This is a genomic window from Halobacillus sp. B23F22_5 (assembly GCF_043497085.1).
Classification (GTDB): Bacteria; Bacillota; Bacilli; order Bacillales; family Halobacillaceae; genus Thalassobacillus.
In genome coordinates this window covers 556617-572040 of sequence record NZ_JBIEKI010000001.1, presented here as the reverse complement: position 1 = coordinate 572040, position 15424 = coordinate 556617, and the positions used below count along the sequence as shown (strand labels likewise).

16 protein-coding genes are annotated in these 15424 nt (G+C 45.7%); all 16 read right to left on the bottom strand.

The window, feature by feature from the left end; all coding sequences use genetic code 11:
• On the bottom strand, positions 1-1020 hold the full coding sequence (nuoH, locus tag ACGTN9_RS02730) for an NADH-quinone oxidoreductase subunit NuoH (RefSeq protein WP_499590274.1): 1020 nt from the start codon (positions 1018-1020) through the stop codon (positions 1-3).
• Positions 1020-2120, bottom strand: coding sequence for an NADH-quinone oxidoreductase subunit D (locus ACGTN9_RS02725; RefSeq protein ID WP_499590272.1), 1101 nt, complete (start codon positions 2118-2120; stop codon positions 1020-1022). Before ACGTN9_RS02725 ends, nuoH begins: the two co-directional genes overlap by 1 nt.
• Before the next feature lie 3 nt (positions 2121-2123).
• Complete coding sequence (locus ACGTN9_RS02720) at positions 2124-3371, bottom strand: NADH-quinone oxidoreductase subunit C (RefSeq protein WP_499590270.1); 1248 nt, start codon at positions 3369-3371, stop codon at positions 2124-2126.
• The gene (locus ACGTN9_RS02715) at positions 3368-3886 is read right to left on the bottom strand and encodes a NuoB/complex I 20 kDa subunit family protein (RefSeq protein WP_499590268.1); all 519 of its coding nucleotides are present in this window, start codon (positions 3884-3886) and stop codon (positions 3368-3370) included. Before ACGTN9_RS02715 ends, ACGTN9_RS02720 begins: the two co-directional genes overlap by 4 nt.
• Complete coding sequence (locus ACGTN9_RS02710) at positions 3877-4251, bottom strand: NADH-quinone oxidoreductase subunit A (protein WP_499590266.1); 375 nt, start codon at positions 4249-4251, stop codon at positions 3877-3879. Before ACGTN9_RS02710 ends, ACGTN9_RS02715 begins: the two co-directional genes overlap by 10 nt.
• A gap of 1215 nt (positions 4252-5466) precedes the next feature.
• On the bottom strand, positions 5467-5871 hold the full coding sequence (locus tag ACGTN9_RS02705) for a F0F1 ATP synthase subunit epsilon (protein ID WP_143030711.1): 405 nt from the start codon (positions 5869-5871) through the stop codon (positions 5467-5469).
• A gap of 96 nt (positions 5872-5967) precedes the next feature.
• Positions 5968-7380 (bottom strand): F0F1 ATP synthase subunit beta, encoded by a 1413-nt coding sequence (gene atpD / locus ACGTN9_RS02700; protein WP_499590264.1) that lies wholly within the window; start codon positions 7378-7380, stop codon positions 5968-5970.
• Between the two features lie 38 nt (positions 7381-7418).
• The gene (locus ACGTN9_RS02695) at positions 7419-8282 is read right to left on the bottom strand and encodes a F0F1 ATP synthase subunit gamma (protein ID WP_499590262.1); all 864 of its coding nucleotides are present in this window, start codon (positions 8280-8282) and stop codon (positions 7419-7421) included.
• Positions 8283-8321: 39 nt separating this feature from the next.
• Positions 8322-9830 carry a F0F1 ATP synthase subunit alpha gene (gene atpA, locus ACGTN9_RS02690; RefSeq protein ID WP_499590261.1) on the bottom strand — a complete coding sequence of 503 codons (1509 nt, stop codon included), beginning with the start codon at positions 9828-9830 and terminating at the stop codon, positions 8322-8324.
• Positions 9831-9845: 15 nt separating this feature from the next.
• Entirely contained in the window at positions 9846-10394 is a 549-nt protein-coding gene (locus tag ACGTN9_RS02685) for a F0F1 ATP synthase subunit delta (protein ID WP_499590259.1), read from the bottom strand.
• Positions 10391-10915, bottom strand: coding sequence for a F0F1 ATP synthase subunit B (atpF, locus tag ACGTN9_RS02680; RefSeq protein ID WP_499590257.1), 525 nt, complete (start codon positions 10913-10915; stop codon positions 10391-10393). Before atpF ends, ACGTN9_RS02685 begins: the two co-directional genes overlap by 4 nt.
• Positions 10916-11105: 190 nt before the next feature.
• Positions 11106-11318, bottom strand: coding sequence for a F0F1 ATP synthase subunit C (atpE, locus tag ACGTN9_RS02675; RefSeq protein ID WP_093044838.1), 213 nt, complete (start codon positions 11316-11318; stop codon positions 11106-11108).
• Positions 11319-11372: 54 nt separating this feature from the next.
• Positions 11373-12095, bottom strand: coding sequence for a F0F1 ATP synthase subunit A (gene atpB, locus ACGTN9_RS02670; RefSeq protein ID WP_499590255.1), 723 nt, complete (start codon positions 12093-12095; stop codon positions 11373-11375).
• A 22-nt stretch (positions 12096-12117) separates the two neighbouring features.
• Positions 12118-12486, bottom strand: a complete 369-nt coding sequence (locus tag ACGTN9_RS02665) for an ATP synthase subunit I (RefSeq protein ID WP_499590253.1) — start codon at positions 12484-12486, stop codon at positions 12118-12120.
• A 1-nt stretch (position 12487) separates the two neighbouring features.
• On the bottom strand, positions 12488-12724 hold the full coding sequence (locus ACGTN9_RS02660) for an AtpZ/AtpI family protein (RefSeq protein WP_499590251.1): 237 nt from the start codon (positions 12722-12724) through the stop codon (positions 12488-12490).
• 235 nt (positions 12725-12959) lie between these two features.
• Positions 12960-15140, bottom strand: a complete 2181-nt coding sequence (locus tag ACGTN9_RS02655) for a S8 family serine peptidase (RefSeq protein ID WP_499590249.1) — start codon at positions 15138-15140, stop codon at positions 12960-12962.
• Between the last annotated feature and the right edge of the window lie 284 nt (positions 15141-15424).

Below are 15424 nucleotides of genomic sequence, written 5' to 3'. Positions count from 1 at the left end.
TTAGAAAAACAACTCTTTGATGACTGCCGTGACAAAAATATTCGCCAAAGCAATCGGAAGCAGCACCTTCCAGCCAAATTCCATCAACTGGTCTGCGCGAAGACGCGGAAAGGTCACCCGCAGCCACATGAAGAAGAAGACAACTACGATGAATTTCATCGTAAACCAAACGGCTCCAAGGCCAATGTCATTCAGCCCTATCCCTGGTATCGGTGCATTCCATCCTCCAAGGAATAAAACAGTAATCAACGCTGAAAGAGCAAAAAGGTATACATATTCCGCCAGCATGAAGAATGCGAAACGGAAACCTGAGTATTCAACATGGTAACCGGCTACCAGTTCCGACTCCGCTTCCGGAAGGTCGAATGGGGTCCGGTTCAGTTCAGCTGTCCCTGCAATCAAGAATATGACGAATGCGATAGGCTGCAGGAAAACGAACGCTATATTCTCTTGATAAAGGACGATATCATAAAGGTTAAGACTGCCTGTGAACAAGATGATCCCTACCACGGACATGACTAAAGGAATTTCATAAGAAATCATCTGAGCAGCAGCACGCATGCCTCCCATCAACGCGTATTTATTGTTGGAAGCCCAGCCTGCCGTTACGATACCGATCGTAGAAATACCAGAAATTGCAATATAATAGAGCAATCCGACACCAATATCTGAAAACTTGAAAGCCGGTGTAAATGGAATGACTGCCAGCACTAAAAAAGCAGGTGCATAAGCGATCATCGGCGCCAGCACGAATAACGGCTTATCAGCAAGTTTCGGCATCGTATCCTCTTTTAGCAGGAGCTTCAATACATCCGCCACACTCTGCAGCAACCCGAAGCGGCCCCCGACGCGGTTCGGTCCATGTCGAAGCTGCATGAACCCCATCACTTTCCGCTCTGCTAAAATCGCAAAGGTTACGAAGCCGAGCCCGATTCCCAGCATGGCAACGCCAAGCGAAAGGAAGATGGACATGTTTCCCCAGCCTGGCTGGGATTGCAGTACGGAATCAATCCAGCTCATCAGCCATCCACCTCCCCTAAGACAATATCTACCCCACCAAGTATCGTGATCAGGTTAGCCATATTCTCTCCCTCGAGAAGCTTTGGCAATATCTGCAGGTTATAAAAAGATGGACGCCGGAATTTCAAGCGATACGGTTCTTTTTTCCCTTCACTTGCAATATAACAGCCAATTTCTCCTCGGGGAGATTCGATTCTGACAAATGCTTCTCCTTTAGGAGCTTTAATGATCCGGGGCACCTTAGCCATAAACTGCCCATCATTAGGAATCTGCTCAACCGCCTGTTCGATAATTTTCAACGATTCTTCGATTTCACCCATCCGGCATTGATAGCGGGACCAGGCATCTCCTTCTTCTGCAGTGATGACATCGAAGTCGAACCGTTCATAAATAGAATACGGTTCATGCTTCCGCAGATCCCATTCAATCCCGGTACACCTGAGATTCGCACCACTTAAAGAATATTGCAGTGCTTCTTCTTTCGTATAACGGCCGACCCCTTTTACCCTGTTCAAGAATATTTCGTTGCCTGTGACGAGGTCATGGTACCCCTCCAGTTGCTCACGCATATAAGGGACAAAATCACGGACCTTGTCGATCCAACCGTCCGGGGCGTCCCATTTGACTCCTCCCACGCGCATATAATTGAATGTCAGCCTTCCTCCTGAAAGTTCATTCAAAAGATTGATGATGGCTTCCCGTTCGCGAAAGGCATAAAGGAAAGGGCTTACCGCCCCTATATCCAATAAATATGTACCAAACCAGACCAGGTGGCTGGCTACTCGGCCTAGTTCCATGGCCAATACCCGCAAATACTCTGCATGATCGGGAAGCTCCAGACCCATCATTGTTTCTACCGCGTGACATATAACATAATTGTTGGTCATCGCAGAAAGATAATCCATCCGGTCGGTGTACGGAATAATTTGTGTATATTGCAGGTCTTCCGCCAGCTTCTCTGTACCTCGGTGGAGATAACCGATAACCGGGGTCGCTTCTTTGATGGTTTCTCCGTCAACTTTGATTACCAGACGGAATACACCGTGCGTACTGGGATGTTGGGGACCGACATTAAGCATCATTTCTTCTGTTCTGATCATTGCCTACACCTCCACATCATGGGGCTCGTAATCTTTTCTCATCGGGTGACCTACCCAATCCTCCCCAAGCAGGATACGTTTCAAGTCAGGATGATTGAGAAACTTGATTCCAAATAAATCGTATGCCTCGCATTCCGGCCAGTTAGCACCTTTCCAAAGGCCAGCCACCGACTCGATTTCCGGGTGATCGCGATCGATTTTCACCTTGAGAGCCACGGATTGCTTATTCCGGAAAGAGAAAAGATGCACATAGACCTCCATATGTGTTTCAAAGTCTGTGCCATGCAATTCCGATAGATAATCAAACCCGAGCTGGTCATTGAATTTTAAAAACTGGGCTATTTTATAGTAAGTGTCCCTTTTTGCTACCAAGGTCGGTACGTGTTTGGAAAGCCGATTAATGTAGGTATCCTCAAAAACATCCTCACCAAGGTGCTCTTTGATTACTTTTACGTACTTATCCAGTACCGGTTGGTTATGGGAAGGCTCCTCTTCTTCCCTCGGTTCCTCTTTTTTCTTGCCGCCAGCTTTTTTCTTTGCCTTTGCTGCAGCGGCTGCTTTAGCCTTAGCTGCTGCAACGGCCTTCGCTTTTTCATCTTCGCCAGCTGTTTCTTCACCGGCGTCAGCTGATCCTTCGCGCATTTTCTTGGCTGCGGCGGCTGCTTTTGCTTTAGCAGCTGCAGCAGCCTTGGCTTTGGCTGCAGCTTTCGCTTTGTCATCATCAGCGCTATCATCAGCATCCGATTCTGCTTGCTTTCGTTTTTGTCTGGCAAGTGCAGCCGCTTTCGCTTTTGCTGCAGCCGCTGCTTTTTTCTTGGCTAATTCATCATCTTCAGAGGGTTGGTCTTCTGAATCCGATGCTTCCTCTTGCTTGCGCTTTTGTTTGGCTAGCGCTGCTGCTTTCGCCTTTGCTGCAGCAGCTGCTTTTTTCTTGGCTAATTCATCGTCTTCAGAGGATTGGTCTTCTGAATCTGATGCTTCCTCCTGCTTGCGCTTTTGTTTGGCCAGCGCTGCCGCTTTCGCTTTTGCTGCAGCCGCTGCTTTTTTCTTGGCAAGATCGGTATCTTCTTCAGAATCCTTCTTGCTTGTATCCGTTTGTGACACTTCCTTTTCTTCCTGGGACGCTTCTGCTTTATTATCTGAGGAAGCTTTGTCCTCTGCTTCCTTCTCTTTCTTCTTTCTAAGAGCTTCTGCCTTCGCTTTTGCCGCTGCGGCCGCTTTCTTTTTTTCTAAGTCTTTTTCATCGCTCATTTACTTGTCACCCGCTTTCCGGTCTTGGCTTCATAGCGGATTTTCTCTTGCAGTTTGTTGATTCCATAAATAAGCGCAGCTGGATTCGGAGGGCATCCCGGGATATAGACATCGACTGGGACGATTTGGTCGACTCCTTTCACAACTGCATAGGATTTGATGTATGGGCCTCCAGCTGTAGCGCAGGATCCCATGGCAATCACATATTTAGGTTCTGGCATTTGGTCATATAAGCGTCGTAATACCGGTGCCATTTTTTTGGTCACCGTTCCGGAAACGATCATGACATCCGAGTGACGGGGAGAGGTTCTGAAAAAAGAACCGAATCTGTCGAGATCGTAATGCGAGGATCCGACACCCATCATTTCAATCGCACAACAAGCGAGCCCAAAGGTCATCGGCCAGAGTGAGTTGCTTCTCGCCCAAGCCTTCACTTGTTCCAAAGTCGTCAAAAAGACATTGCGCTCCATTTCTGCTTTTTCTTGCGGGGAAACATTTTCTAAGTTTAAATCCATCGTAGCACCTTCTTTTTCCAAGCATAGATCAAACCGATCAAAAGCATGACGACAAATATAAGCATCTCAATCAACGCGAAAATACCAAGCTCTTCATAGGCGACTGCCCAGGGATACAAGAAAATGGTTTCCACATCGAAAATGACAAACATTAATGCGAAGATATAATAACGGGCATTGAACTGGACACGTGCATCCTGGAATGGATCGATCCCACTTTCATAAGTGGTACGTTTCTGTTCCGTAGGCTTATTAGGACGGAGCAGCCTTCCGAGCGATAATGCCACAATTGGCAGCAAGATGCCGAGTGCCAAAAAGATTACAACTACTAAATAACTGTTTTGATATGTAAATAAATCCGTCATTTCCCCTCCCCCTTCAAACGTACAAAATTTTGAAGATTAGCAATATTGTAATCGCTATCATTATAGCAAATCCTGTATATAGTGTCGATATGAGGCAGCAGATAATATCCAGTATTTACTATCTTTACGTATTTGTTTTCTTACCATCTATAATGTAAAACAAATACTGTCATCCTGCCATGACAAACGTGGTTGCCAGCAAATCCTTTTTACTTTATAATGTTTGTTTAAGTTTTATGAGTTGTCCTACGAAATCATGAATCAATCTTTTGTTATAAAACAAGCAAAGCGGGATTCTTCCTCTAAAAAATAAAAGGCTCTCCATCTGTATTTGATACAGATGGAGAGCCTGAACTTTTTTCTTCTTATCATTTATTAGTGAAAGTTGTCAGATTGTCACAAAAAAATACCGCAGTTGAAAAAGAAAATCTATTCACACCAAACACAACCATCAATTTTACTAAAATAAATGCTTTGTTAAAGCGTTGAATTTACAGATTAGCTCCCTTTACTTGAAGACTAAGTTTCAAGATAGTGGGGTTCGTTACCATGAGAGGAATGGGATGGTTCGTGAAACGACTCGCTTTCCAGCTTCATCGCCTAGACACTCGCGACATAAGCAGTCCATCAACGGGAAGAAAGAACACTTCCCTTTTGCTGTTCTGCTTATGCGTGTCGTGTCTCCCGAGGCGATTACGCATTCTTTTCTTTCCTTCGGGGGACCTGGCAAGCTTCCTCGGGCTAAAGCCCTGCGGGATCTCGCCTAGCCCCTTCTCCCGCGGGAGTCTCGCCGTTTCCCTCCCCATCCAGCCAGTTTTGTACTAAACGGACCCTTCAAAAAGAGAGAGAATGTAGCTGAAACCTTCATGTTGACGCATTTATAAACGATATAAAGGCACCAAAGTCTTCTTTCTATTATCATGGTCGTTTTCATAAGTGTGATTTCGAGAAATTTCTATTATGGCAAGGGGCGTAGGGAAACGGTGAGACTCCTGTGGGATATGCGGGATCGCTGAGGCCCCGCAAGGCGAAGCCTGAGGAGACTCAGCACACGCCCACGGAAAGCGAATCGTTTCCCGGAGCCCCTAAACTCTAATAATTATTTCGAAATCGAGTCTTCCATAATTCGTCCCTATTGTTGAATAAGCCTATTATAAAAAATAAACAACAGAGTCAAAATAAAAAACTGCTTCCCTAAAGGAAAGCAGTCAACTATTAAAAGTTATTTTCAAATACATCTAAACGGTTGATAGCACGTCTTAGTGCCATTTCAGCCCGTTTGAAATCAACATCTTCCTGCTTCGTTTGCAGACGGCGTTCGGCACGCTCCTTCGCCTTGCGGGCACGCTCCACATCAATCTCAGAAGGTTTTTCTGCTGATTGCGCCAGAATCGTCACTTTTTCAGGACGAACCTCTAAAAAGCCACCGTTGACAGCGATACGCTCGGAGCTTCCTTCTTTTTTCAGACGGACAGCACTGATCGTCAAAGGAGCGACCATCGGGATATGACCTGGAAGCACCCCAAGTTCACCACTTTCCGCCTTACAGCTCACCATTTCAAATGCATCTTCCAAAACCGGGCCATCAGGAGTGACAACACTCACCGTTAGTGTCTTCATGATTACCCCTCCTTGGGCTGGACTCACCATAAATGGATAGGCAGGCTAAAGGTACAATCCCTGTCGCCCGCCATTCTCTATCAGGTAAGAAAATTCTTATTGCATCTGTTTCGCTTTTTCAACGACATCTTCGATACGTCCGACCAGGCGGAAAGCATCCTCTGGAAGGTCATCGTACTTGCCATCCAGGATTTCTCTGAATCCTTTGACCGTCTCCTGAACAGGTACATAAGAACCTTTTTGGCCAGTAAACTGTTCGGCAACGTGGAAGTTCTGGGATAAGAAGAACTGGATACGACGAGCACGGCCAACGACCTGCTTGTCTTCATCAGATAGTTCATCCATACCAAGAATAGCGATAATATCCTGAAGTTCTTTATAACGCTGTAGTGTACGCTGCACTTCACGAGCCACGTCATAGTGTTCCTGCCCAACAATTTCAGGGTCAAGGGCACGGGAAGTGGACGCTAGTGGATCCACCGCTGGGTAGATACCCTGCTCGGAAAGCTTACGTTCCAGGTTAGTAGTTGCATCCAAGTGGGCGAATGTTGTCGCTGGCGCCGGGTCTGTATAGTCATCGGCAGGGACGTAGATCGCCTGAATGGATGTTACGGAACCTTTATCTGTAGATGTGATACGCTCTTGCAACTGACCCATTTCCGTTGCCAGTGTCGGCTGGTAACCAACAGCAGATGGCATACGGCCAAGTAGGGCAGATACTTCCAGACCACCCTGAGTGAAACGGAAAATGTTATCGATGAAGAACAATACGTCCTGTCCTTGTTCATCACGGAAATATTCGGCCATTGTAAGACCTGTCAATGCAACACGCATACGTGCTCCAGGCGGTTCGTTCATCTGACCGAATACCATAGCGGTACGGGAAATAACTCCGGAGTCCTTCATTTCGAAGTACAAGTCATTCCCTTCACGGGTACGCTCACCAACACCGGCGAATACGGAAATACCACCGTGTTCCTGGGCGATGTTGTTGATCAATTCCTGGATTAGTACCGTTTTACCAACACCGGCACCACCAAACAACCCGATCTTACCACCTTTAACATAAGGTGCTAGCAAGTCGACGACTTTAATTCCTGTTTCAAGAATTTCTGTTTCTGTAGCCAGGTTTTCAAATTTCGGAGCCTGGCGGTGAATCGGATCACGGCGTACGTCAGCCGCTAATGGTTCATCAAGATCGATGTTATCTCCTAGTACGTTGAAGACACGGCCAAGTGTCACTTCACCGACTGGTACAGAAATCGGTCCGCCTTTATCATTTACTTCCATACCACGCTGGACACCCTCTGTTGATGCCATGGCAACGGTACGGACTGCGTTGTCCCCCAGGTGAAGGGCAACTTCTAATGTAAGGTCGACGTTTACTTCATTTTCGTTTTGCGCGGGTGAATACACGTGCAAAGCGTTATTTATTTCAGGGAGTTGTCCGTCTTCGAAAGAAACATCGACAACCGGTCCCATGACTTGCATTACGCGTCCTTTACTCATCGATTTCCCTCCTAACTATTCGAGTCCAGGAAAGCCTGCTATTCAAGAGCAGCTGCTCCACCGACAATTTCGGTGATTTCCTGGGTGATGGCTGCTTGACGGGCCCGGTTGTATTTGAGTGAAAGATCACCAATAAGATCATCAGCGTTATCTGTAGCACTCTTCATAGCTGTCATACGGGCAGCATGTTCACTTGCTTTACCGTCGAGCAAGGCACCATAAATCAAACTTTCAGCATATTGAGGCAGCAATGTCTCCAGAATTACTTCCTGGTCCGGCTCGTATTCATAGGAGCTCGTCGTCGCTTTTACCCCTTCGTTCAAATCAGTCAGCGGCAGCAATTTCTTCTCCGTCACTTCTTGAGAAATTGCACTGACGTAATGGTTGTAATAAAGATAAAGCTCATCGATCACTTCATCAGTAAACAGTTGGACAGTTTCTGCTGCGATATCTTTGATATCTGCAAAATCCGGCTGGTCAGCAATCGCTACAATTTCTTTATCGACCGGCATATTCCGTTTCCGGAAAAAGTCACGGCCGATTTTACCGACAGTGATTACAGTATACTCATCTGCGGAATTGTGGCGCTTTTGTATTGTCTGATATACGTTACGGAGAATACTGCTGTTGTAAGCACCGGCCAGACCTCTGTCGGAAGTGATTACAAGATATCCAGTTCGTTTGACTTCCCGTGACTTAAGCATCGGATGATCAGCGTCACCGCCACCTGTAGCGATACTTGCCACGACTTCCTGGATTTTCTCACTATATGGTACGAACGCTCTGGCATTTTCTTCTGCACGATTCAATTTCGCTGCAGATACCATTTCCATCGCCTTCGTAATTTGTTTCGTCTTTTTCGTGGAATCTATCCGGCCTTTAATATCTCTAAGGGATGCCACGCTACTTCACCACCCTTTCTAACAAAGGTTGCGTTCCAATCATTCAGAAACGACGAACGTCTTCTTGAACGCTTCGACCGCTTCTTTCATATCTTCTGCTTCTGCAAGCTTACCGGTTTCACGGATCTGCTTAAGAAGTTCTTTGCGGTTGTTACCCATCCAGTTATGGAACTCTTCCTCAAAACGTGTCACATCTTCAACAGGAATATCATCTAAGTATCCCTTGGTCAAAGCGAAGATGATCATGACCTGTTTCTCAACCGCAAGCGGTTTATGAAGCCCCTGCTTCAGTACTTCAACTGTACGGGCACCACGATTCAGTTTAGCCTGGGTAGCTTTATCCAGGTCAGAACCGAACTGGGCGAATGCTTCCAATTCACGATAAGATGCCAGGTCCAAACGTAGTGTACCTGCAACTTTTTTCATCGCTTTGATTTGGGCAGAACCACCGACACGTGATACGGATAGACCCGCGTTGATCGCTGGGCGCACACCTGAGAAGAACAAATCAGACTGTAAGAAAATCTGTCCATCTGTGATGGAGATTACGTTTGTCGGGATATATGCAGAGATGTCACCTGCTTGTGTTTCTACGAACGGAAGGGCTGTCAATGAGCCTCCGCCTTTTGCATCACTGAGCTTCGCTGCACGTTCGAGCAGGCGAGAGTGAAGGTAGAAGACGTCCCCCGGGAATGCTTCACGGCCTGGCGGGCGGCGTAGCAATAGGGAAAGTTCACGGTAAGCAGCAGCCTGTTTAGACAGGTCATCATAAACAACCAATACATGCTTGCCGTTATGCATGAATTCTTCACCCATAGATACCCCGGCATAAGGCGCCAAGTATAGAAGTGGTGCCGGCTGGGATGCACTTGCGGTTACGACGATTGTATAATCCAATGCGCCATGACGGCGTAGCGTTTCAACTGTTCCACGGACTGTGGATTCTTTTTGACCAATAGCTACATAGATACAAATCATATCCTGATCAGCCTGGTTCAAAATCGTATCGATTGCTACAGTCGTTTTACCAGTCTGACGGTCACCGATGATCAATTCACGCTGTCCACGTCCAATTGGTACTAGTGCGTCGATTGCTTTGATACCAGTTTGAAGTGGTTCGTCAACGGATTTACGATCCATGACCCCTGGTGCAGGTGATTCGATCGGGCGTGTTTTAGAAGTCTCAATCGGACCCATGCCATCAACTGGCTGGCCGAGTGGATTCACAACACGACCTAATAATTCTTCTCCTACAGGCACTTGCATAATGCGGCCTGTACGACGGACTTCATCGCCCTCTTTAATATCAGTGAATGGCCCCAAAATGACAAGACCGACGTTGTTTTCTTCCAGGTTCTGGGCAAGACCCATAACACCGTTAGAGAACTCAACTAGTTCACCGGACATGACGTTATCAAGTCCGTGAGCACGTGCAATACCATCACCGACCTCGATGACCGTACCTACATCGTTGACTTCAATATCAGATTCATAACTTTCAATTTGCTGCTTAATCAGTGAACTGATTTCTTCAGCTTTGATGCTCATGCCATTTCACCCCTATCATCTATTGTTTCCAGATACCAATTTCCGTTCGATGCGCTCAAGTTTCCCACTGATAGAACCATCATAGATACGGTTTCCTATACGGATTTTAATACCGCCGAGGATAGCACGATCGATGATGTTCGTTATTTTCAGGGTATTCTTTCCAATCTTTCTGGCAAAAACCTGTGAAATCTGGAGCTTTTCATCTTCGGACAATTCTCGTACAGAATATACTTTCGCTTCTGCTATTCCTTTCGCATCATTCACCTTTTCGATAAAATGATCAATCATAAAGGGGATAATATCTTCACGATGTCGATCTAAAAGCAGCATCAACGTGTTGAGGACTGTAGAGGAATAACCTGCAAAGCCAGTCGCGATGATTTGCTTTTTCTTATCGAGTGACACGCGTGGATGCTTAAGAAAAGTCATCATTTCTTTATTCGTAGCCCAAACTTCGCGGATAGCACGAAGTTCTCCTTCTATCTGATCAAGCTGGTTCTTTTCTTTACCGAGTTGAAAAAGAGCATTGGCATAGCGTCTTGATACCACTGATTCACTCATCGCTCTTCTCCTACTTCTTTAATGTAGTCATTGATCAATTGCTGCTGGTCCTGCTCGGACAATTCCTTCTCGATCACCTTGCTGGCAACCAGTACTGACAAGGAAGCAACTTGGTCTTTCAAGGCCTGGACCGCTTTTTCTTTTTCCTGCTCGATTTCCTGGCGAGCAGCAAGCTTCATGCGCTCTGCCTCTTCACGTGCCGATTCCATAATCGCACGTTCTTGCTGTCCTGCTGTTTTCTTCGCGTCTTCAATAATTGCTTGTGCTTCTTGTCTTGTCTTTTTCAACTCTTCGGAAGCTTCACGCTGCATACGCGCTGCTTCTTCACGACTTTTTTCAGCTGTATCTATTTCATTGGCAATATGTTCTTCACGTTCTTTCATGATGTTCATGAGCGGTCCCCATGCGAATTTCGCGAGGAGTGCTAAAAGAACAAGGAAGAAGAACAATTGAGCCAACATATCTCCTATCATGAGGCCGCCTTCAGCGCCGACCATCAACCAACCAGTATATGCTTGCACAGTGTCCACTCCTTTCCACAACGTTACCGTAATAGGCTCTACATGAGAAAAAATCGGCTTCGGCAAACTGCCGTCAGTCGAATTTTCTTATTTTGAACATGTACAAATTCGTTTATCAACTATGTTACAAGGTACAAAGCAATGGCGAAGACCTGCTTAGATGCCCTTCGCCATCACTGAAACTACTATATTAACCACCCATTACGATAAATGCGATAACAACAGCGATGATTGGAATCGCCTCAACCAACGCTACCCCGATGAACATTGTAGTTTGAAGTGCACCGCGCAATTCTGGCTGACGTGCAATTCCTTCTACTGTACGACTTACGATCAAACCGTTACCAATACCAGCACCAAGTGCCGCCAAACCTACTGCGATTGCAGCTGCTAAAAGACCCATAATGAAAATCCTCCTCTTATTTGTAAAAAAAATTATTTTTTTTTGAAACTTATATTAATGGTCCGTGCTAACCTTGTGAGATAGATAGACCATTGTCAACATGGTGAAAATAAATGCCTGGATGAAACCGATGAATGTACTGAACCCTTGCCATGCAAGCATAGGGATGGCCGCTCCGAAGAATCCTCCGAAGCCGGAAGCTGCAGTTGCAGCTAACATCGTCAACAGTACCTCACCTGCAAAAATGTTTCCGTATAGTCGCAAACCGAGAGTCAACGTGTTGGCAAACTCTTCAATAATCTTAAATGGAAGTAAAAATGGCAATGGACGGACGAATTGCTTTCCGTATTCTTTCACCCCATTAAGTTTAATCCCATAATAGTGGCTCAATACGACGACCATCGTCGCAAGCGTCAATGTGATGCCGGCATCTGATGTCGGTGACTTCCACCATAAATCATGTCCGACGACTACCATCAATATGACCCCGAGCATGTTCGCTACAAATATGTAGGTGAAAAGCGTCAGTCCAAGCGGTAAAAACCGTTTCCCGGTACGCCAATCCATGTTCGAGCCAATAATACCTTTGACAAAATCAATCAACCACTCAATGAAATTCTGATAACCCGTAGGTTTCCGCTGCATGTTGCGTGTTGCTGCTAAACCGATGATGAAAACGATCAGCGATGCAATAAACATCATCAACACGTTGGATAAGTTAAAATCCAACCACGAAATCCCAAAAGCATCATTCCAAATCGGTGCTCCGTGATCCAACCTGTTCACCTCTCTTCTAATGCTAGTCTCTGGTTCTGAAAAATAAAAATTCTATCATAATGACAATATAGGCTGTCATTAAACCCAATACAACTGCGATCAAATGGAAATATTCTTCAAACTGAAGGGCGATCAACACAGCTAGTCCCCCAGCCATCAATCGCGAAAAAGTGCCAATACCTTTCACTGATTTCTGCCGGGCGGTAGCTTCACCGAACTTGTCCACTTTCCGCTGCATTAACCAGAGATTGTAAAAACTGAGTGAACTTCCAAGAAGAAGTCCGAGGAATATACTGGCATACGGGGTCAATCCCCATCCCAGTACAAATAAAGCCAGAAGATAGAACATCCATTTCCGTTGACGGGTGATCATTTGCTGATAAGCTTCCATGCTATTCGTCTCCCGTATATTCTCGTACTAAATGAATCGTTCCGTATGTACCTGCTCCTACTCCCAAAAATATACCTATGATCAAGAAGAGTGGCTGCACAGCAAACTGTTCATCGAGCCACTTGCCAAGAAAAGCCCCTGCAAGTGGTCCTCCTGCCAGCTGTGAAACGATAGCACTCGTCAGCGCCATTGCTCGAAATGGATTTTTCGGTACTTTCAAACCCAACGCTCCCATCATATTTCCGGGATGGAAAAACACTGTAGAACAAGGTTATGAAAACCTTATCATTCCACACTAAGTAAGCATACAATAGGGGTATTTGGTTGTCAATGAGTTTGTGAGCAAAAATACATAAGAATTGACAATTTTCTACAGGTTTTACCTGCCTCTAAAATACCCTCCTAACATTATATAAGATTTTTCAATTTTGAAAAGAGACACCATAAAAAAAAGAGCTTGTAAAGCCCCTTTTTTATGGAAATTCCTTTATATCAATTGGTACGCCATAACTATAATGTCTGCTCTCATTCTGAATGGTAATGACTGCAATATAACGCCCGTTCTCGCCAAGATCTCTTCTTGTCAACTCTCCTTCCACTACCCCTTTCTGCTGATTGGTAAGTTCAAACAGCTTTCTTTCATAGACCAGTGTGTCAGGATTATATAGGTCTACCTTTACCTTCTCTGCGTCTTCAGGCAGATAGAATTGGTATTCATAAGTCGTGGAATCAAAAGTAGAAGTTGCAATTTCAAAGCCCATCGCACGGGGATAATCGCTTGTTTCCATCATGAATAGATAAGGCAGATCAAACGTTTGATCAGGCGTTCCCATGCGGATCCAGCCTTGATGCAGCCCTTTTTCCAAAAAGGCAGGCGTCACATGGAGCCCGATTTCGACCCGTTTCGATTGATTCGGTGCCAACGTAAACGCTTTTGGAAGTTCCCATCTTAAACCTTGTTTTTTCTTCGGAAGCGAAAAATGAACTTTTTGTGAACTTTCTTCGTTGTTCGTAATTTTTACCATAATTTTCTTTTTTGGAAAGCTATTATTGAATCTGCCAAAATTCAACTGAGAAGGATTAAACTGGAGTGCCGGCTGGACTGCTGCCTCGACATTCACTTTCCCCATTCCCTGCTCGGTCGGTGCATAGAGAAGTCCTTCTTTGTCTTTCAATGGGATTGCCGTCGAAAGCATCGCTGTTTTAATATCCTGCGGTGTCCAGTCGGGGTGCGCTTCCTTAATCAGGGCTGCTACTCCTGCAATATGCGGAGAAGCCATACTGGTCCCTTGAAGTTCCTGGTAGCCGCCAGGCACCGTACTGTTGATGGCCACTCCGGGGGCGAGTATGTCCGGCTTGATTGTCCAATTGGCAGTTACCGGTCCCCGGGCACTAAAGGGAGCCAACGAATCGACGATATCAATATATTCCGTTTCCAGCCACTCCGAGTTACCTGCTTTGCTCTTTTGCTTCAACCATTCGCCATCTTTTTTAGAAACCGCTACTACCGGAATATCGATAGAACCATCATCGATCGTTCCTTGAAACTCTCCCGCTTCATTATTATAAACAATCAGGGCGATGGCGCCGCTCTTTTCGGCTAATTCAGCTTTTTCCGTAAACGGAATCTTCCCCCGCTTCATAATGACGATTTTCCCTCTTGCGTTTTTTAAAGGCTTGTCCCCCACTCCCCCATACATGAGCTGATATCGTTTTTCCAGTTTCCACTCATTCGAACCCATCATCGGGATAAGCGGAATTGCTTTTCCAGCAAAGCTATCGGTCAATACTGGTATTTTGACAGGCGGTGTAGAAGCTCCGACAGTAATAGCCTTCTCGGCGGTAGCCGGCGAACCCACAGTCCAGTCATCCGGCCCCGTATTGCCTGCCGCTACCACCACAACCGTCCCAAGAGCTGCCGCTTTATCTACCGCAACACTTGTCGGCCAATCCGGTCCATTGACATCGTTTCCCAGCGAAAGATTAATGATGTCCATATTATCTTTTACTGCTTCTTCAATGGCCGCTATGACATGTACGGATGTTCCGAATCCACCTGGTCCAAGCGCCCGGTACCCGTAAAGCTCAGCATCTGGAGCAATTCCTTTCATTTTTCCATTAGCGGCAATGACACCGGCGACATGCGTGCCATGTATGGTCGGGTTTTCTTCTATTGTTTCCATCGGATCGTCATCAAAATCAAAAACATCAAAGCCGCCCTTATAATTACCGGAGAGATCTGGATGAGTATAATCGATCCCTGTATCGATGACGCCTACTTTCACCCCTTTTCCGGTAAAAGGAATATTTCGTTGTTCGTGTTTACCCTGAAGGAGAAAAGGGACAGATTGATTCATGTTATCATTTGCGGTTGTCCGGTAAGTTTGCACCGGGTGTTGATTGACTATCGCTTCGATTTTGCTTAGTTTCGTAAGGTGTTCCGGCTTCCCTTTTATGGCTATGCCGTTAAAAACCGTGTCATAGACAGTCATTACTTCCAGGCGAGGAAGGTCACGCTCGATTTCCCTTTTGATAAGATGAGGATCGCCGTCCACTTCAATGATTCGGGTGACTTCTTCTTTATCTTTTTGATCGAATGCAGCCAGCATGGTTAGAGAAAAGCAAAGCAGTATTAATAGGAAGAAATGTCGCAAATTAGTCGCTCTCCTTTCGTTGCTTCTATTATTTGAAGAAACGAGAGAGCTATACCGGCGAGATTTTATTAGTGAAGGTTAGCGCTTGCGGACGGCTTCGGCAAATCTCATTACTGATATTACAACTAATGCTCCCTTTACTTGAAGACTCAGTTTCGAGATAAACTGTTTCCTTTACGTTGAGAATCTCTGGAGGTCCGGGAAATCACTCGCTTTCCATGGGCGTACGGTGAGCTTCCTCGGGCTAAAGCCCTGCGGGATCTCACCATGTACTATTTTCCCAT

What these genes read in the sequence shown, in the direction of transcription:
- atpE (WP_093044838.1), bottom strand. Translation starts at nt 11,318, where the DNA reads ATGGGTCTTTTAGCAGCTGCAATCGCAGTAGGTTTGGCGGCACTTGGT.
- ACGTN9_RS02715 (WP_499590268.1), bottom strand. Translation starts at nt 3,886, where the DNA reads ATGGATTTAAACTTAGAAAATGTTTCCCCGCAAGAAAAAGCAGAAATG.
- ACGTN9_RS02725 (WP_499590272.1), bottom strand. Translation starts at nt 2,120, where the DNA reads ATGATCAGAACAGAAGAAATGATGCTTAATGTCGGTCCCCAACATCCC.
- atpA (WP_499590261.1), bottom strand. Translation starts at nt 9,830, where the DNA reads ATGAGCATCAAAGCTGAAGAAATCAGTTCACTGATTAAGCAGCAAATT.
- ACGTN9_RS02685 (WP_499590259.1), bottom strand. Translation starts at nt 10,394, where the DNA reads ATGAGTGAATCAGTGGTATCAAGACGCTATGCCAATGCTCTTTTTCAA.
- ACGTN9_RS02720 (WP_499590270.1), bottom strand. Translation starts at nt 3,371, where the DNA reads ATGAGCGATGAAAAAGACTTAGAAAAAAAGAAAGCGGCCGCAGCGGCA.
- atpD (WP_499590264.1), bottom strand. Translation starts at nt 7,380, where the DNA reads ATGAGTAAAGGACGCGTAATGCAAGTCATGGGACCGGTTGTCGATGTT.
- ACGTN9_RS02660 (WP_499590251.1), bottom strand. Translation starts at nt 12,724, where the DNA reads ATGATGGGAGCGTTGGGTTTGAAAGTACCGAAAAATCCATTTCGAGCA.
- ACGTN9_RS02705 (WP_143030711.1), bottom strand. Translation starts at nt 5,871, where the DNA reads ATGAAGACACTAACGGTGAGTGTTGTCACTCCTGATGGCCCGGTTTTG.
- ACGTN9_RS02665 (WP_499590253.1), bottom strand. Translation starts at nt 12,486, where the DNA reads ATGGAAGCTTATCAGCAAATGATCACCCGTCAACGGAAATGGATGTTC.
- nuoH (WP_499590274.1), bottom strand. Translation starts at nt 1,020, where the DNA reads ATGAGCTGGATTGATTCCGTACTGCAATCCCAGCCAGGCTGGGGAAAC.
- ACGTN9_RS02710 (WP_499590266.1), bottom strand. Translation starts at nt 4,251, where the DNA reads ATGACGGATTTATTTACATATCAAAACAGTTATTTAGTAGTTGTAATC.